This window comes from Vibrio sp. RE86 (assembly GCF_013114545.1).
Taxonomy (GTDB): domain Bacteria; phylum Pseudomonadota; class Gammaproteobacteria; order Enterobacterales; family Vibrionaceae; genus Vibrio.
The window spans coordinates 146,026-164,856 of the sequence record NZ_VTXI01000007.1 but is presented as its reverse complement, the minus strand read 5'-3'; the positions used below and the strand labels follow the sequence as shown (position 1 = coordinate 164,856).

Below are 18,831 nucleotides of genomic sequence, written 5' to 3'. Positions count from 1 at the left end.
CGGTTTACTGTTTATTTTTTTGCTTACGTAAATGACGATTGGACACGTTAGGCTTCGGCTTTGCTGGTATCGCCTTTCTTTCATGGAGCAGATGTCGAATAGCAAGGATGGGATGAGGTAACAGCATTCTTGGCCCAGCGTATCGCATCACTTGGCGCATTTGCTCTTTCTCAGCGGGTTTGTAGCAGTGAATTGGACACTGATTACAGGTCGGTTTATTTTGACCATAGGGACAGCGATCTAAGCGCGTTTCAGCGTAATCCAACAGTTCTTTGCAGTCGTTACAAAGCCCTGTAACTGAGTCATGATGATGTCGGCAATAAATCGCAACCATCGCACTGACCGTTTTAAACTCAGTGTACAGCGCACCTTTTAATATGTCTGACTGTTTAGATCGGCTCACTTGCTAGACTCATTTGATACAACAACAAATCTACTTTATCACTTATCGCATCTTGAACTTTGATGTAGGTAAAGCCGAGCTTATTCAATAGTGCTTGGCTTCCTTGATTGTCTGACGTTGTGATCGCCACCAGTTCATCAATATGAGGTTGTTGCTGTGCGTATGTGATAACCGCTTGGCCGGCTTCATAACCATACCCTTTGCCATAAGCACTCGGTTTAAACCCGTAGCCAATATCATAAGCCTCTAGTTCTGGTCGTTTAATTAGTCCACAAACACCCAGTTTTTCACCGGTTGTGGCCTCTTCGACGACTAGCAGGCAAACACCAAATTCTTTGTGCATCGCCAATATTTTATCTTCGATGTAACGCGACGCATCCGCTTCACTGCGAATCTGTTTATCGCCAACAAACTGAATAAAGTCTGAGGTGTTGTAGAGTGCCAAAACAAATTCTGCATCTTTCTCGTTTGCCATTCGCAGTGTCAGCCGTTCAGTGTGAAGTGTCTGCATCGAGTAAATTTCCCTATCATTTTTATCGTCACTTGAGCTTAACACCTACACTTATCGTAAACATCTACATGTTAGAACTTTTGAAACTCAAGGAGCCTAACCATGAGGGTATTACTTTTGTTAGGGCTTACCCTACTAGCCAGTACGTTTGCATGGAGCTACCCCGCGTACTCGACCCATTATCAACACCGTAGCGTCATTTACTTTGCTCCCACCAATGATGATCACGTAAAGCAGTTTTTACTCGAAACATTGATTAATGAGTGTGAACTGCAAGACAGAGATTTGATTACCATGGTGGTGACTGAAGATGGCTTTACCAACCCGACTTGGGTCAAGTTTGAATTTAACCTCAAAGCACTTTTCGAGGTCTATCAAGTCAAACCTGGCAAACACACAACGGTTCTTATTGGTAAAGATGGGCACGAAAAACTTCGCTGGGGAAAACAAACAGATTGGAACCAAGTCAAACAAACCATCGATTCAATGCCAGTGAGACAATATGAAATGGCCACTCAAAACAACCCCTGTTCCGCTTAATACCAACCTGGATAAATAGGTGATCAGATAATTGCGCAGAAAAAATCGCTTAGAGCAAGGCATAGATTGCAGCTAGCTAGTTGACCTACCTTCACCATTCTTTAAAAACATAGCTATAACGAAGCTATTAGCGATTTTAGCAAGCAAAAATGACCAGATATTTATTTAGGTTGGTATAATACTGTACTACGCCACTAAACTCCTCCTTAAATTATCAAGATAAGGGGGATTGAAAGCTCTTGGGCATTCTATACTCTTCGTCATGGCTCAATACTTGCCTGATTAGAAAGGCAATTTTTGATTCGCACTAGACTAGCCCAACATCACTGCTATCAACGTAAATTGAACCCGACTTTTCTGACTTTGGGTGATAGAGACAGTATGAAAGCAAAGAGCCAAATATCATGGGTTAGCGCGAGATTTTAAACGGATAGGAAGCATCCCATGCCATTAATCAGTGAGTCACGTGACGTTGTTCTTCATGCCTTTGATTGGCCGTATTCCCTTGTCACCGAACGTGCTCAACAAATTAAACAACTGGGTTATAAAACCGTACTTATTTCACCGCCAATGAAGTCCCTAATGAATGAGAAAGGCACTCAATGGTGGCAACGATATCAACCACAAGATTATCGTGTTATCGATAACCAACTTGGCAACACCATCGACTTTAAGTCTATGGTGTCAGCCCTGCGTGAACTTGGTCTGCGCGTCTATGTTGATGTGGTGTTCAACCATATGGCAAACGAAGCCGGTAAACGAAATGACCTAAACTACCCTAGCGCTGACGACCTTGAGCATTACGCGAAAAACAAAGAGTATTACGAATCGATCAAACTCTTTGGTGATCTAAACGAACCACTGTTTGCTGATGAGCATTTTGTCGAAGCCTTTGGTATTAAAGATTGGCAAAACACATGGGAAGTTCAAAACGGGCGTATCACTGGCGGCGAGCATGACCCTGGCTTGCCGACGCTAAAAGTGTGTGAACACGTAGTAAAAATGCAGCAGCAGTACCTGATGGCCTTAAAAGACCTAGGCGTAAAAGGTTTTCGGATTGATGCAGCCAAACACTTAACACTGGAGCACATACAGAGAGTATGGACACCAGAAGTGACAGAAGGCGTGCACATCTTTGGTGAAATCATTACCGACGGTGGTGCTACCCGTAAAGAGTATGAGCTGTTCTTAAAGCCTTATTTAGAGGGAACTACCCTCGCCGCTTATGACTTTCCATTATTTAGTACCGCATATAATGCACTGCAACCAAAAGGCGTATTGTCCTCGTTAGTTGACCCGTTTACCTTTGGTAAAGCCTTATCTCGTAAGCGCGCGATCACCTTCGCGATCACCCATGACATACCAAATAATGATGTGTTTCGGCCGTTAGTGCTCAGTGAAGAACGGGAATGGTTGCTTAACTGCTATATTTTATGCCGCGATGGTGGCGTTCCTCTTATTTACACCGATCTCGATACGAGTGGTATTAAAGATCACCAAGGGCAACCTCGCTGGCTTAATACTTGGAGAGACAATCGCATCGCGAAGATGATCGCCTTCCACAACCTCGTTCACGGAGAGAAAATGGGCGTAGTAGAGGTGAGCGACGAACACATGGTGTTTCGTCGTGGTCGTAAGGGTATCGCGGCCATCAACAAATCTCAGTTTCCTAAGCAAGTTCGCTTACGCTGGCATCAAGAGATGGTCGATATCGTTAATGACACGTCAGTTAATGTTGTAGACGAACACATAGAGTTCGAACTGCCTGCTATGGGCTATGCGATGCTTATTGATAAACAATTGACGACATACGAATAGGGAAATATTTTCGGGGGGAGTTTCTAACTAAATGGAGGCGCCTCCCGGAATCGAACCGAGGTCCACGGATTTGCAATCCGCTGCATAGCCACTCTGCCAAGGCGCCTAAATTTTGAAGACTATAGGAAGTCAAAGATGGTGCCCCGGGCCGGACTTGAACCGGCACAGCGCGAACGCCGAGGGATTTTAAATCCCTTGTGTCTACCAATTCCACCACCAGGGCAACGCATAAAGCGATGGTACACCACCATTCTTGCAGGCTGTGCTGCGAGAACGGGGTGTACTTTAACGGATATTATCGGCAGGTCAACGAGTTATTTTTCTTTTTTAACTCAAGTGGTTAAAAACCATGCCCAAGCGTTTAAGCTCTATACGAAACGATCGTTTTATCAGCATCACTCAGAGCTCAAAACCACAGAGTTATTCTCTATAGTAATCGGCCAAGTGCGTAGTCTCGTCTCTGGCTGCTCGATACACTCCCCTGAACTGAGTTTAAAATGTTGCTTGTAAAGCGGCGACGCTACGCATAGTTCCCCATTGACGTCTCCGACAATACCACGACACAAAACATAGGCTTTTCCAATCGGATCCCAGTTTTGAATAGCGAATACGCCGTGATTGGGGACAAGAAACAGTGCGACTTGTTCACCATCCACCCAAGCCGCTCGCCCTTGGTACGGCTCTAGCTCATCCACTTTACAAAGTTGTACTTTTTCAATTAGCGCCATTAGAGCTCCTCCTTAACCGGAATTCTTTGACCACGAATGCGTTGATACGGCAGTGCCTGACTCTGCTTATCTGCATTAATAAATGGCTTAAATTTGGCGAGCTTCTCTGGCGTTTCGAGCGTGCTTTTCCATTCGCACTGATAGGTATCGACCACATGTTGCATCTGTTGTTCTAGAGCTGTGGCAATATCTAGCGAGTCTTCAATCACCACTTGCTTCAGGTAATCAAGCCCACCTTCTAGGTTCTCTAACCACACTGAAGTACGTTGCAAACGATCAGCGGTGCGAACATAGAACATCAGAACTCTATCGATTAAAGAGACCAACTCGTCTTTAGACAAATCTGAGGCAATCAGGTCGGCATGTCTCGGTCTCATACCCCCATTACCACAAACATAGAGGTTCCAGCCATTTTCGGTCGCAATCACCCCAATGTCTTTGCTTTGAGCTTCCGCACACTCGCGAGTGCAACCCGATACCGCAAACTTAATCTTATGGGGTGCTCTTAGACCCTTGTATCGGTTTTCTAGCTCGATCGCGAGGCCAACTGAGTCATCGACACCATAACGACACCAAGTTGAACCCACACACGATTTAACAGTTCGCAAAGACTTTCCGTAGGCGTGTCCGGTTTCAAAACCAGCGTCGATAAGCGCTTGCCAAATGTCAGGCAATTGCTCGACTTGAGCACCAAATAGATCAACACGCTGTCCACCGGTGATCTTAGTGTAGAGATCGTATTTCTTCGCCACTTCGCCAAGTGCAATCAACTTATCAGGGGTGATCTCTCCACCAGCAACACGCGGAACCACCGAATAAGATCCATCCTTTTGCAAGTTCGCCATAAACGCGTCGTTTGAGTCTTGAAGTGAACTGTGTTGAGGTTCCATGATGTGTTCATTCCAGAGTGAAGCAAATACCGAGGCGGCCGTTGGCTTACACAGGTCACAACCATGCCCTTTTCCGTGTTTTTCTATCAAGGTGTCGAAATCTTTTATCCCTTCCACTTGGCAAATATGGAACATCTCTTGGCGTGAGAGTTCAAAATGCTCACAAATATGATTGTTAACCTCAACGCCCATCGCCATTAGTTCGGTATCAAGGACGCTCTTGACCATATTGCTACAACCACCACAACCTGTACCCGCTTTGGTTTGTGACTTTAACGTATCAAGGTCATGTGCGCCGGCTTGAATGGCAGTGACAAGGTCACCTTTCGTCACGTTGTGGCAAGAACAGATCATCGCGGTATCCGCCATTTCGCCTTGAAGCATTCCAGTATCAAACAGGAGGTTAGCGGCATGGTCAGGGAGCGGAGTTTGGTTAAGGTAACATTGCAGCAGTGCATCATAGTCGGTGTTGTCCCCCACCAGAATGGCACCAAGAAGTTGAGTACCGCTCTCATCCACAACTAATTTCTTGTAAACACCCGCGACGGTATCTTGCAAGAACATCTCTTGCGCGCCCTCAGTGGTTTTGTGCGCATCGCCAATCGACGCAACATCAACACCCAATAACTTGAGCTTGGTACTCATATCCGAGCCAGAGAAACCAGGATTTTCGCGCTGCGTTAGCTTATCAGCTACAACCCGAGCCATTGAATAACCCGGCGCAACCAAACCAAAAATCATGTTCTGCCATAAGGCACATTCACCAATCGCATAGATATGGTCATCACTGGTTTTACAAGCATCATCAATCACAATGCCGCCACGTTCACCCAGTTCTAACCCCGCCTCTCTTGCTAATGAATCTTGAGGTCGAATGCCTGCCGAGAAGATGATGACATCCACCTCCAACGGGTCTGCATCTTTGAGCACCATACGATGGCGAGCACTTTCTCCATCAATGATCTTCTCGGTAACTGTCGAGGTATGCACGCTCAGCCCCAGGTCTTGAATTTTCTCTTTGAGTAAACCGCCTGCTGCATCGTCTAATTGAACTGGCATCAGCCTCGGCGCGAACTCTACGACGTGCGTTTTCACTCCCAACAATTTGAGTGCATTTGCCGCCTCCAAACCGAGCAGTCCTCCACCGACTACCGCGCCTGTTTTGGCTCCTTGGCAGGCCGTCTTGATTTCAGAAAGATCGTCTAGGGTTCGGTAGACAAATATATTATCTCGCTCTTTACCTTCAATGGGCGGGACAAATGGGTATGAACCTGTCGCGAGTACCAGCTCGTCATAACCAAGTACGCTGTCGCCATCAATGACCAAGCGTTTGTTCTCTTTCTCAATCGAGGTAACATGAGCGCCAAGTAAAAGCTCGATCCCATGTTTTGCATACCAATCTTCACTACTGAGCATCAGATCTTGGTGGCTTTTGCCTGAAAATAGCGCTGATAGCTGAACTCGATCGTAAGCGATAAATCGCTCTTCACCGATGACCGTAATTTTCTTCTCTAAGTGGGCGCCACGCTCCACCAATTGAGCAACAAGGTGATGCCCGACCATTCCATTTCCGACAATGACTATATGTTCCATGTCTGTCTCCTTTTAAGCCGTTTTCGCTGGCGTAGTCGCTGGGGATTCGGTATTGCTTGGTTTGACCGAAGGCTTCGACTGCTTTTCATACAAGAATCTAAGCACCGATTGACGACACTTCTGGTACTGTGGGTCGTCAGCTAACTCGACTCTGTTCCTTGGCCTTGCAAGGTTAACGTCTAACACCTCTCCAATGGTGGCCGCAGGTCCATTGGTCATCATGACGATCTTATCGGACAGCAAAACCGCTTCATCAACGTCATGAGTGATCATAATGACCGTGTTGTTCAGCTCAGCCTGTATCTGCATTAACGAGTCTTGAAGGTGTGCTCGTGTTAACGCATCAAGCGCGCCAAAAGGTTCATCCATCAATAAAACCTTGGGTTTTAAAGCCAGCGCTCGGGCTATTCCCACTCGCTGCTTCATCCCTCCCGAAATTTCATCGGGCTTTTTGTCTGCGGCATGGGACATTTGAATCAGATCAAGGTAGTGCTCGACCTGCTCTTTAACCCATTGCTGACGGTTTTTAGTGCCTGCGTATTGCGCAGCGATCTGTTTAACCGCCAGTTCCACATTTTGGTACACCGTCAACCAAGGCAATAATGAGTGGTTTTGAAACACCACCGCACGTTCTGGGCCCGGGCCACTCACTTCTTTCCCGTCGACGATAACGCCGCCATCGGTTGGAAGGTGTAAGCCCGCAATGAGGTTCAGTACCGTTGATTTGCCACAACCAGAGTGGCCAATCAGAGAAATGAACTCGCCTTTTTGTATTTGTAAATCAACATTTTTCAGTGCAATAAACTCACCATTGGGTGTTGGGAATCGCATGCCAAGTTGAGTCAAATCTAGTAACGCTTTAGACATAGGAAACTCCTTTTATCGCAATGCCTGTTGTTTATTCCACGAAAGCCACTTTTGAAGCTGCAGCATGCCACGGTCGAGCAGCAAGCCGATAAAGCCAATCGTAATCACTGCCACCATGATTCTTCCTAACGAGGCTGAGCTGCCATTTTGGAACTCATCCCAAACGAATTTGCCAAGGCCCGGGTTTTGCGCCAGCATCTCTGCGGCAATCAGCACCATCCATGCGATACCCAGTGACAATCTAAGCCCGGTAAAAATCATTGGAATTGCTGAAGGAAGAACAATCACTCGAATATGCTGCCACCAAGAAAGCTGTAGCACTCGACTGACATTGATGAGGTCTTTGTCAACGCTCGTCACGCCAACTGCCGTGTTGATCAGAGTCGGCCATAAGCTACACAAAGCCACGGTAAGCAGAGAGTTAATAAATGATTTCGCAAACATAGGATCGTCACTGACGTAGGTCGCGCTGACCACCATGGTGACAATCGGCAGCCACGCTAACGGAGAGACAGGCTTTAGCAGTTGGATGATCGGGTTAAACGCTTGGTACAGCCCTTGGTTGAGACCCAACACAATACCGAGTGGGATGGCGATAATTGTTGCTAAAACAAAGCCACTCGCGACCGTGATTAAACTTGTCACAATCTGGTCAAAAAAGGTCGGCTTGCCTGTATATGGTCGGATTTTTACTTTCGCCTCTGGATCTTTCGCAAGCTTAGCGGCATTTCGCTTCTCTTGGCGCTCAATAAAGGCGACTTCTTTTTCGCGTTCTTCCCAATGCTCCAGCACTAGGTTGCTAAACTGCTGATAGGTTTGAGTTGGGCCCGGCAGTGTACCGAGCGAAGTCTGTACTTGGCGTGCACTTAAATGCCAAATCATTAGAAACATCAGTAATCCGATGATAGGCAATAACACAGCTTTGCTTTTATTCGCCACTCGTGTTCGACTGGGAATGAGAGAGATAACATTACTCGGCATAGTCTACATCCTTGAATTTATTTTTATTATTGGGGAGGGGCAAACTCCCCTCCCGATTTAAGAGAGCTAAACCTTCTCTTTTCCTTTTAGGCCAATCGCAAACTTCTCTAGATAAGCATTCGGCGTTCGACCGTCGTAAACGATGTCATCAATGAAGTGAGTTTGCGGCGCGCGGAAACCATCTTCTTTGTTGAAGTCAGGGAAATCGCTCGAACTTAAAGTTCCATCTTCAATGAGCGACTCGGCCGCTTGTTGATAGATATCAGGGCGATACACTTCTTTAGCGATGTCCATATACCATTGATCGGATTGCTCTTGTGGAATTTGTCCCCAACGACGCATTTGAGTGAGGTACCAAATTGCATCACTGTAGTATGGGTAAGTCGCATTGTGGCGGAAGAAGACGTTAAAGTCTGGGACTTCACGTACATCGCCTTTTTCATATTCAAAAGTGCCCGTCATAGAGTTGGCAATCACTTCAAAATCAGCACCGACGTACTCACTCTTGGCCAGCAGTTTAACCGCCTCAACTCGGTTGGCGTTGTTGTTTTCGTCCAACCAGTGCGCTGCTCGAATTAACGCTTTCACGACTCGAATATGTGTGTTCGGGTACTTTTCAGCCCACTGCTTAGATACACCAAACACCTTCTCTGGGTTGTTTTTCCAAATTTCGTAGTCGGTAACAACCGGAGCACCGATCCCTTTGAATACCGCTTGTTGGTTCCAAGGTTCACCTACGCAATACCCTTCTATTGTTCCTGCTTCCATCGTTGCAGGCATCTGAGGGGGTGGCGTCACACTCAACATCACATCCGCATTCAATTGACCACTGTTATCTCCCGTTTCAGGTGCATAGAAACCCGGGTGAATACCCCCTGCGGCTAACCAATAACGCAGTTCATAGTTATGGGTAGAGACTGGGAATACCATCCCCATATTGAATGGCTTACCTTCATCGAGGTAACTCTCAACGACTGGTTTTAACGCGTCTGCTTTGATTGGGTGAACAGGTTTTCCATCGGCCTGCTTTGGAATATGAGGCTTCATTTGCTGCCACGTTTTGTTTGAAACCGTGATGGCATTACCGTTTAGATCCATACTAAATGCAGTAATTACCTCAGCCTTAGTGCCTATGCCTATCGTTGCGCCCAAGGGTTGACCAGACAGCATATGCGCTCCATCAAGCTCCCCATCGATGACTCGGTCCAACAACACTTTCCAGTTTGCTTGAGCTTCTAGGGTGACGTACAGCCCTTCATCCTCGAAGAAGCCTTTTTCGTAAGCAACAGCCAGTGGTGCCATATCAGTTAGCTTGATAAAGCCAAATTTAAGATCTTCCAATTCCGGCTCTCCCACTTGTGCAAACGCATTTGCGCCCTGAAGGGTAATGCCCAACGTCACACCCACCAGTGAAGATTTAACAATCGAGGTCCATTTCATCCGTTTTCTCCAAATAAAAAAGCGCCACGACTCCGTAAAGTCGTAGCGCCATTGCTTCCCTATTCATTACCGCCGTTGGTAATGTAAAGTTGCGATAAGACAAGTTGTACACCTGTTAGCTTGTCGTTCTGATTATACTGTTCCAAGTAGTGTGCCAACTTATTTAATCCATTTATTTCAATAGTTTATTACATTCCCCTATTGATTGCCTCTATCAATTGCTTGCTAATAGTGCACTGCGCACCAATGCGGAATTTTTCTTATAACCCCAAAGTGGTAGCCTAATTATTCAAAGGCTTCTAGCGTAGAGAGTAAATTTTTCGCGACCTGCGCTAAAGGAAGACTCGATTGCATGGCCGATTTTCTCATCGCGGAGTAGGCAGCCTGCTCATCCACATTGTGCATTTTCATCAGTAACCCTTTGGCTCTTTCAATCAGCTTTCTCTCTTCTAAGCGAGTCGACAGAGTTTGGATTTCTTGAGCCATCTCGATGTAAGAACGCCTAGTTAAATACGCGTGCTCTATCCACGGCATCAAAGAAAATGTCGAATCAGAGGGAAGCAGAACGTAGTCCATTCTTTCTGGTAAGCGGTTAATATCATTAGAATTTAGCTGTTGGACAACAACAAGTAATGGCGCTCGTTTTTCAGAGCAGAGTGAGATAATTCGTTTTAGCTCAGCGCTCGGTTGACGCCAACTAGCCACTACTGACGCATTCGGTTCACGCGCGAGCATTGTTTCAAATTGCGCAGAGAAACAGGTAAGAATATTGTCGTAGTCGGCAGCCAGAAGCGTGGCTAAACGGGCTTGTTCGTCTAGGTTATCGCTACAGACAAGTACCGGAGTTTGAATACATTTTTGAGGCATGGACATTCCTTGTTCATCAATCTATTAATTAGATACATAACAAGGAATGTGCCAAATTGAATCGGTAGGATTAAGCGCAGTAGCTTTCCCAAAGTTGGTAGGACTTTTCAAAGGCAGCTTCGTAGTCGTCAAACTCTGCAAACAGGGTTGCAGCCATCGTCGCAACAACAGTATTAGCCATCATATTTAGGTCGGCTTCTGCCGTCTCAAATACGCACTCTTTCGGTAGCGGAATGTCGGTAAGCATACGCTCAGTCCAGTAATGGGACTCCACACCATCAGGCTTACTCACCCAAACAGTTTGACTCACTTTCGGATTGTATTCAGATTCACCCGATTGGCCTTTGTAGGAAACAACTGTGTGGCTGGTTAAACCAATTTCGTTTTCTACCTCAGCATGTAACTGTTGAAAGCCTGGGTGGAAGCTTCCACGTATACCCAGTTTTGCCCCACCTGGGTTTAAAGCTCTTACCACAGTATTGATTGGAGTACGTAAGCCATAGCGATTTTTCCAACCAATCATGGTTTCCGCTTGAGGAGCAAAATGGCGAAGCGGTAAATACGCAATGCCTTTTTCCTGTAATAGGTCACCGGCTTGCTCAGGTGACTCTGCGAGATCAATCTTCAGGGCTTCAAGGTAGTCTTCAGCGTGTTGGCGACCTGCTGGCTTGTCGTGGTATCCATGCAGCAGTACTTTGTAGCCCGCATCAGCCAAAATCTTTGCTGACAGTAAATGCCAAGGCTGACCCGCATTTTGGCGTTTGCCTGCATAACACGGCCAATCAATATCAGCGCCTAAATTCGGTACTCGTGATTGAAAGGCTTTAACAAAGCCGCCGATCTCTTGCTTCGTCTCATTTTGAACACGAATCAGCATTAGGAGCATCGCCATTTGATCGTCACCGCAATGACCATCAAGATACTCATCCATGATTTTGTAGGCTTGGTCAAACGTCAATGGCTTGCGACCACGTTCGCCCCGACCTACTGTGCGAATACATTCCAATATTGTGCTCATATTACCTCTAGAGTCATTAGGGTCTTTTTATTCTTTTCTCAGTGTGACGGCTTCAGTAGCGATAATCAATCTTCCCTAACTCAAGAATTGTTTAATTGCTCTCTATATGAGCACTAAGTGAAAACTGCGATACCAATTGATCAACTTGGTGAAGGCAAGAACCACAATTTGAACCGCATTTCAGCTTGTTTTGTAGATGAGAAGTCGTGCTGCACTCGCCACTTTTAAGCGCCTTTTCAATTTGCGTGTCACTGACTCGAAAACAACTACAAATCAACTTGGATGATGACTCTTGGTCAACAATCGAAAGTAACGTTGAAAAAGTAAGCGGCTCACCAATTAACCCTATTAGCTGCGCCGTATCACAGCGAATCGGTTGACTCGATACCAGTATTAACGACTCTATTCGCTTATCTGTGCCTACTTGGTCATAAGTCACCGACAACCAGCCCGATGAGAGGTCTAACACGACGCTCCCCGCCCCCGATATATGCTCCAAACCGAGAGAAAACGACTTCTCGGTCAGCGAGCTATCCGCAAAGCGCCAAACACTTAGCGAATGATCTTTTTGCAACGAAGCATACAGCAATCCTTGTTCGTCGAAGCTTTCACCTGCGCTTGTATCCGAGATATAAAGGCCATAACTTTTTGCACGCGCTGGCATCACCTCGACGCCCTGTGACTTGAAAGCTGGTTGCCCTGAAAATGGGTCGTTGGTACGGCTTACCACACCGTTAACACTGCTTTTACTCCCATACTTCCCTGCCCAGTGCATAGACATAAACAATTGCTTGTCGGTTAGCCCATCGTCAATCAATGCTTTTGCAAATAGCTTCTCTTCACCTTGGCTTTTAACTTGACCTTGAGTAAGCATGACCAGTTCACCCGCTTCAACACCCAAATAAGCCGCAGAGCGACGATTCATGTAGACGCTCGGCTCTGGTTCGCTCGCAGCAAGGTGCGCAATGTGTCCCGTTCTCGTCATCGTGTGCCATTGGTCGCGTTGGCGTCCTGTATTCAACCACCAACCATTATCTCTTGATTCAGCTTCGGTTAACGTCACATCACTCGGTACAACAAATCTCGCTTTTCCATCGCTATGGCTGAATGTTCCATCTTCATACGGGCGCTCTCTACCCCAACGTGTTGGCTGCCAATCGGCATATTCTTGTTGCGTCAGATTTGAAAAGTTGGAAAGGTCGAGCAGCAACGGAGAGTCCTGATTCAAACCCGTCATTTCGACGTACTCTTTGAAAACCTCATATTCGTTTTGGAACTCGAAGCTACTCTCCACATTTAACTTTTCACTCAGCTTTTTAGCTACTTCAGCCACCGCTTTCCAGTCAGATTTAGCGCCTCCTTTGGGTGAAACAAAGGCTCTTTGACGAGTCATCATCCGTTCAGAGTTTGTTACCATGCCCTGTTTTTCACCCCATCCTGCTGCAGGCAGTAACAGATTGGCATAGCGAGCAATGTCTGAATCGCCAGTAATATCCGAGACAATAACCATTGGGCAGCGCCTTAGTGCTTCTTTCACATAATGATTGTCAGGCATGGACACAACGGGATTGGTTGCCATAATCCAAATCACCTTGATATCACCGCGCTCCACGGCCTCAAATAACTCTACCGCTTTTAACCCGGGTTTGGTGGCTAATCGATCGGTTTTCCAAAACTGACTGACTCGTTCAATCGAATCGGTATCGAACCCTCTGTGTATAGCCAGCTGGTTCGCAAGACCGCCGACCTCTCTCCCGCCCATCGCATTGGGTTGGCCTGTAACTGAAAATGGGCCAGCACCTTGATAGCCAATCTTTCCTGTCGCCAAATGAGCATTGATAATGGTATTCGCTTTGTCCGATCCAGATTGAGATTGGTTCACTCCCTGACAAAACAGCGTAATTGCTCGCTTCGATGTACTGAACCAGCGGTAGAAAACGGCCAATTGATCTTCATTTAAATCCAACTTTTGACTCAGTTTCGCTAAGCTGTAGTCAGATTTAGCTACTAAAGATAACAGCGCTTCAAAACCCAGCGTATGCTCATCAATATACTCTTGGTTCACTAAGCCACGGTCGACACAGTAACGAACCAGACCATTGAATAGGTCGATGTCACTGTCGTTTGGAATTTGCAGATGTAAGTCAGCTTGCTCGGCGGTCACGGTGACTCTTGGGTCAATGACCACCAGCTTCAATCTCGGGTTGTGTTCTCTCGCTTGCTGAATGCGCCTAAACAAAACTGGATGAGTCCACGCCGTATTCGCACCACAGATAACAATCAGCTCCGCATCGTCGATGTCAGAATAATTCACAGGGACGATATCCTCACCAAAGGCTCGATTATGCGCCACCACCGCTGAAGACATACAAAGTCTGGAGTTGGTGTCGATATTGGCGCTGCCAATCAAGCCTTTCATGAATTTGTTAGCAACATAGTAATCTTCTGTCAGCAGCTGCCCGGACACATACATAGCGGTCGAATCCGCGCCAGTGGTATTAATGGCATTAAAGTAACTTTCCGCGATGATGTCAGTTGCTTGGCTCCAACTGAGCTCTTGACCGTTTAGCTTTGGATAAAGCAGTCTGCTCGGCATCTGTAGGCTCTCTGCCAGCGCGGAGCCCTTCACGCAAAGCGCGCCCGAATTTGCAGGATGCTTCTCATCCCCCGAAATACGCTGCTTGTTCACTTCAACACCACAGCCCACCCCACAGTATGGGCAAGCGGTTTTGATACATTCCTTTGTCATCACTCACTCCTATAAACGACGAAAGCCTCCCTTAACTCAATAAGGGAGGCTTCGTTGCCAGTGACGTTATTATTAATTCTTACGACTTTTCAGGTCATTTGTATGAGAGCAAAGAGAGTGCCAGAGATACAATTTATTTTAAAACAACAGGTTAGATAAAGACGTATATGAACAATGCACCGACAGCGTGCAAATCGGCTCGTAATTGTGCAGAGCCAAAGTAGAAAATAATAAACAGAGTCAGGGGTATTCAGGTACAAAAAAACCAGCACAAGGCTGGTTATTTGTATTAGCGATGGTGTAATCCGAAATTGAACCGAGATTCACGGTTTTGCAATCGCTACAAAGCCACTCGTTAAAGTGGCTCTGCGTTTTGATTAAAGCTGATTATGCACAGCAGTTACAATTACGACGATACTTGTCCATTTTACCGATACCTGGGTTAAAGGTATTGGTTGGGTCGAGCTGATGGTAGAACTTTTGTAGTGAGTTTTCCGCTTCATACAAGTGTCCTACGTTGTGTTCCGCTGGATATTTTGCGCCACGACTATTCAAATGTTCTAGCATCAATCGCTTCATGCGTTTTGTGTCTGTTCCTTTCTTAAAGATGTAATCTTGGTGGAAGACAAAACACATAAAGTGACCATAATAGAGAGGCATCACAAGATTATCTGTCACTTCTTGTGGCAAAGTCTCTAACCACTCCTCATCGTTACGTCGTAACGCAATATCAAGAGCGACAATGTCTTCTACTTCGTTTCGGTGGATGGTTTCGTAACGAATCGCCGCTCCTGCTGCTGCAAAACGATTCAGGTACGCTTTCTTACCTTCTTCTGCGGTACACTCAAAGTAATCTTGGTCTGGTTCTGCTGCCCACACCTCTTTCAGGTATCTCTTCGCCTCATCAATACCGCCATCACTCATTTTTAGGATTAAGTGATGCTCGTATTTGTCACGATAATCGAGCAACCTTTGTGGTAAGTGTTGCGGGAACAACTTACTAGCGTAGTACAAGATCGTATCTGGCAGATATTTACTCACAAACGGGATTCGCTCTAAGGTATTCTCAACCTTGGCTTTTAGAGCAAACATTTTTGGCAAGTTGTCTGTACCAAGGTGGTCTATGGACAGAAATACATCTTTGCCATACTTTTCCGCCATATTAAAAATATCACGGTGCATGTACTCGCCCATTTCAGGCAGGTTCTCAAATTGCGTCAAAAAGTCTTTGCGTAGCTGAGTGAGTTTCGCCGGATCATTTGTGCCAAGATAAAAGACCTGCTCTTTCTCAGGTACTGGGTAGCTATCAACACGTACCGCAAACACCCCAAGCTTGCCGGCACAGCCGCTGGCTTCAAACAGTCGGCGCTCATCCGCATTGAATCGTGATGGAATATCAGAGGTCACATCTCTTACGCGCTCGTCATACTCTTTGTCAGATGCCATGCGATCATCATTAACCACTTTACTTGGGTCAAAGTTCCCATCTTGAATGTTCTGCAAGATTTCTTCTGGCGTCTCGCCAAGACCATCAATTCCCAAATGATTAACTAGATGAAGTTTGCCGTCCTTATCGACTTGAGCGAATATCGCAAGCTCAGTGTAGGCAGGGCCACGCTTCACTAGCGCGCCACCGGAGTTGTTCGCGATACCGCCAACCACTGTCGCACCTAAAGAAGAAGAACCGATAACAGAGTGAGGTGCACGGTTAACCGTTTTTAGTGTTTTTTCTAGGGAGTGTAAGCTCGCACCCGGTAGACAAACTGCTTGCTTACCGCCATCAAGAAGGTGGATCTGTTTCATTTTAGTGATATTGATAACGACAACGTCACGGTCATAATCATTACCGCTAGGCGCAGAGCCTTCTGTTAAGCCTGTTTTAGCAGCTTGCATAATGATGATGCAGTTATTTTCGACACATTGCTTAATGACTTTCCACTGTTCTACCAAGGTATTGGGGAAGACAACGGCCAATGCAGAGCCACCACCAGAGCGAAAGCCCGAACGGTAATACTTGGTTTTGATATCGTCGGTTAACACATTGTCATCACCCACGATTACCTTGAATTGATCAATCAGCTGCTTTTGTTTCATATCCATATCTCTAATTATTATGCCCAGCCACTATAAGCAGCCTGTTATACAGCGTCTACGCTGCTGATCTCGCCAACACTATCCAAAATTAAGCTTATTTTTAATAAAGCTAATACTTTCATTAAGTTAACAAAAACAAACTTCAAAATTTGAGCAAGAAACAGATTGTTTCTTTATGGAAACAATATCAAAACCGAACATTAACAGATGCGTCACACGTCCAGTTATTGTAAATGCATGGCTTACAACGACTAATTATCGAGAGGCGAATGGAGATACAGAGCAGAAGAAGCGCTAGAAACTTTACTTAGACTTAGCCTAAAACTGATGGCTACGCTTTTGGAACCCTTGGTATAGGTGTTCAATAAAACGTTTCACCTTTTCTGGTTGCTGACGTGTATAAGGGTAAACCGCATAAATACCTAAGCACTTAGCCGTTTCTCCTTGAAACAGTTGGATTAAACGCCCTTGCTCTAAATCATCATGAATCAAGACTCTAGGTACGTAAATGATCCCTTGCCCTAACAGAGCCACATTTCTTAGTGCCGATGAATTATTGGTACACAGGTTACCGTCAACTTTGACTTGGTAGACTTCATCGCCCGCTTTAAATGCCCACTCTTTTGCCCCAGTCTCTTGATAGGAGTACGCCAAGCAATTGTGTTTCACTAACTCATGGGGGGAATCTGGCTTACCATGTACGGCAAGATACTTTGGAGACGCACTCACGACCCAGTGCGCATCCACCAGCTTACGTGCAATAAGACTCGAGTCTGGTAGAACACCGGTTCGAATGGCAAGGTCGAAGCGATCATTGACGATATCGACAAAACGATTGTCGAGATCCATGTCTATGTTGATGTCTGGGTAACGTTCGTTAAATTCAGCAATCACCCCCGGCAAAATGAGCTCACCAGAGATGGTAGGTACGGTAATCTTGATGCTGCCGGACAAGCTCTGGCCTAAACCGACGATCGATTCTTCTGCGGTTGCAACAGCTTGATAAACGCGTTTTGCGTGTTCGTAAAACGACTGACCCGCTTCACTCAGCTTGATACTGCGTGTCGTTCGATAGAGAAGTTGCACACCGAGCTCTTGTTCTAGCTTAGCAATGCGTTTGCTCACCACCGACTTAGTCAACTGCATCTGTTTTGCAGCGCCACTAAAAGAGCCTTGCTCCATCAAGTGATAAAAGATGATGTAATCGTCGGTACTTCTCATGGACTCTCGCAAGCTTGTTGATAACAAGGTAATTTTAAGTGCTTTTGATTAAAAAAGCTGACCCTAATCTCACACTTGTTCAGCTCGGAGCACAAAATTTAGATACAAAAAAACCAGCACTAGGCTGGTTATTTGTAAAATAATGGAGGCGCCTCCCGGAGTCGAACCGAGGTCCACGGATTTGCAATCCGCTGCATAGCCACTCTGCCAAGGCGCCATTATTTTGTTACTCTTTCGAGTGAATTTGAGATGGTGCCCCGGGCCGGACTTGAACCGGCACAGCGCGAACGCCGAGGGATTTTAAATCCCTTGTGTCTACCAATTCCACCACCAGGGCACACAAATTTCTTTGTGATGCCGTTTAGAACAATAAACACCATCTTTAAATTGAGTAAAGAAATGGAGGCGCCTCCCGGAATCGAACCGAGGTCCACGGATTTGCAATCCGCTGCATAGCCACTCTGCCAAGGCGCCCTTTTCTTTCAACGCTTTAGGTTACCCACCGTTGCGCTCGATGCATACTTTACGGATTGAGCGAGGAGAGTCAAACAAAAATCTAACTTTTTATTTTGTTTGCTGAGTTTTAAAGCAATATGGGGTTTAATTGATCTAAATGGCACAACTTTGTTCTGCTCAAACTCTTCTTTTTGTTCGCTATCACCACCATTAAAAGGCATAAATACTAAAAAAGGAGCCTTACGCTCCCTTCTTTCTGACTATGTTAGTCGCCATTACGCCTTAACTTTCAGCGCCTCACCCTCGAATTCGATGCCGCTCCAGCCAAATTCAATGAAGTTGCGAATGTTCGCATGGTCATCCCCATCTGGATTACCCAGTACATCTTCACGGTAGAACTTACCAAAACACGCCAATGTCGCTTCTGGACTCAGGCCTTTAACTTGGCCGAATGCAAAGATCTTACATGAACCATTATTCTGATTTGCTTCGTTGAGCGTATTGCCGTTTTTGAATGCCGTCGGGGCAAAATCGAAGTTCGCTTCGATCACTGCCATTGTGTCTTCGAACTGGATACTCGTCGGTTGTTCTGAAAGGTTGGTTAGAAATGCGCTTAATTCCATTTTTCTCTACTCCAAATGATTTAACCTCGAGT

Annotated in this window: 14 protein-coding genes, 5 tRNA genes and 1 pseudogene; 2 read left to right on the top strand and 18 right to left on the bottom strand. The window is 46.0% G+C overall.

Annotated features, from left to right (window positions below; all coding sequences use genetic code 11):
• Window positions 1–4 precede the first annotated feature (4 nt).
• Window positions 5–403, bottom strand: a complete 399-nt coding sequence (locus F0231_RS09365) for a nitrous oxide-stimulated promoter family protein (protein ID WP_171759455.1) — start codon at window positions 401–403, stop codon at window positions 5–7.
• Window positions 390–914, bottom strand: a complete 525-nt coding sequence (locus tag F0231_RS09360; RefSeq protein ID WP_171759454.1) for a GNAT family N-acetyltransferase — start codon at window positions 912–914, stop codon at window positions 390–392. Before F0231_RS09360 ends, F0231_RS09365 begins: the two co-directional genes overlap by 14 nt.
• Before the next feature lie 102 nt (window positions 915–1,016).
• On the opposite strand from F0231_RS09360, the gene F0231_RS09355 reads away from it, so the two are divergent.
• Window positions 1,017–1,454: a DUF4174 domain-containing protein gene (locus F0231_RS09355; protein ID WP_171759453.1), complete on the top strand. Its 438-nt coding sequence runs from the start codon at window positions 1,017–1,019 to the stop codon at window positions 1,452–1,454.
• A gap of 444 nt (window positions 1,455–1,898) precedes the next feature.
• On the top strand, window positions 1,899–3,272 hold the full coding sequence (locus F0231_RS09350) for an alpha-amylase family protein (RefSeq protein WP_171759452.1): 1,374 nt from the start codon (window positions 1,899–1,901) through the stop codon (window positions 3,270–3,272).
• Window positions 3,273–3,304: 32 nt separating this feature from the next.
• On the opposite strand, the gene F0231_RS09345 is transcribed toward F0231_RS09350, so the two are convergent.
• The 16 genes and pseudogenes from F0231_RS09345 to F0231_RS09270 form a co-directional block, all read right to left on the bottom strand.
• Window positions 3,305–3,378, bottom strand: a tRNA-Cys gene (locus F0231_RS09345).
• A 30-nt stretch (window positions 3,379–3,408) separates the two neighbouring features.
• A tRNA-Leu gene (locus tag F0231_RS09340) sits at window positions 3,409–3,495 on the bottom strand.
• Between the two features lie 172 nt (window positions 3,496–3,667).
• Window positions 3,668–4,000 (bottom strand): nitrite reductase small subunit NirD, encoded by a 333-nt coding sequence (gene nirD, locus F0231_RS09335; protein WP_171759451.1) that lies wholly within the window; start codon window positions 3,998–4,000, stop codon window positions 3,668–3,670.
• Window positions 4,000–6,483, bottom strand: a complete 2,484-nt coding sequence (nirB, locus tag F0231_RS09330; protein ID WP_171759450.1) for a nitrite reductase large subunit NirB — start codon at window positions 6,481–6,483, stop codon at window positions 4,000–4,002. The genes nirD and nirB overlap by 1 nt, the downstream gene beginning before the upstream one ends.
• Window positions 6,484–6,495: 12 nt before the next feature.
• Entirely contained in the window at window positions 6,496–7,350 is an 855-nt protein-coding gene (locus F0231_RS09325; RefSeq protein ID WP_171759449.1) for an ABC transporter ATP-binding protein, read from the bottom strand.
• Window positions 7,351–7,362: 12 nt separating this feature from the next.
• The gene (locus tag F0231_RS09320; protein ID WP_171759448.1) at window positions 7,363–8,331 is read right to left on the bottom strand and encodes an ABC transporter permease; all 969 of its coding nucleotides are present in this window, start codon (window positions 8,329–8,331) and stop codon (window positions 7,363–7,365) included.
• Between the two features lie 66 nt (window positions 8,332–8,397).
• Window positions 8,398–9,771: a CmpA/NrtA family ABC transporter substrate-binding protein gene (locus tag F0231_RS09315; RefSeq protein WP_171759447.1), complete on the bottom strand. Its 1,374-nt coding sequence runs from the start codon at window positions 9,769–9,771 to the stop codon at window positions 8,398–8,400.
• Between the two features lie 285 nt (window positions 9,772–10,056).
• A complete protein-coding gene (locus tag F0231_RS09310) occupies window positions 10,057–10,638 on the bottom strand; it encodes an ANTAR domain-containing response regulator (RefSeq protein ID WP_171759446.1) in 582 nt (193 codons plus the stop codon).
• 70 nt (window positions 10,639–10,708) lie between these two features.
• Window positions 10,709–11,659, bottom strand: a pseudogene (locus tag F0231_RS09305) (glycosyl transferase family protein); the annotation flags it as partial.
• A gap of 88 nt (window positions 11,660–11,747) precedes the next feature.
• Window positions 11,748–14,405: a nitrate reductase gene (locus F0231_RS09300; RefSeq protein WP_171759444.1), complete on the bottom strand. Its 2,658-nt coding sequence runs from the start codon at window positions 14,403–14,405 to the stop codon at window positions 11,748–11,750.
• 387 nt (window positions 14,406–14,792) lie between these two features.
• Entirely contained in the window at window positions 14,793–16,499 is a 1,707-nt protein-coding gene (gene dld, locus F0231_RS09295; RefSeq protein ID WP_171759443.1) for a D-lactate dehydrogenase, read from the bottom strand.
• A gap of 318 nt (window positions 16,500–16,817) precedes the next feature.
• Window positions 16,818–17,720 (bottom strand): LysR family transcriptional regulator, encoded by a 903-nt coding sequence (locus F0231_RS09290; protein WP_171759442.1) that lies wholly within the window; start codon window positions 17,718–17,720, stop codon window positions 16,818–16,820.
• Between the two features lie 143 nt (window positions 17,721–17,863).
• A tRNA-Cys gene (locus F0231_RS09285) sits at window positions 17,864–17,937 on the bottom strand.
• Window positions 17,938–17,970: 33 nt separating this feature from the next.
• Window positions 17,971–18,057: transfer RNA gene (locus F0231_RS09280), tRNA-Leu, on the bottom strand.
• Between the two features lie 63 nt (window positions 18,058–18,120).
• Window positions 18,121–18,194, bottom strand: a tRNA-Cys gene (locus F0231_RS09275).
• 257 nt (window positions 18,195–18,451) lie between these two features.
• Complete coding sequence (locus tag F0231_RS09270; RefSeq protein WP_171759441.1) at window positions 18,452–18,799, bottom strand: HopJ type III effector protein; 348 nt, start codon at window positions 18,797–18,799, stop codon at window positions 18,452–18,454.
• Window positions 18,800–18,831: the final 32 nt, after the last annotated feature.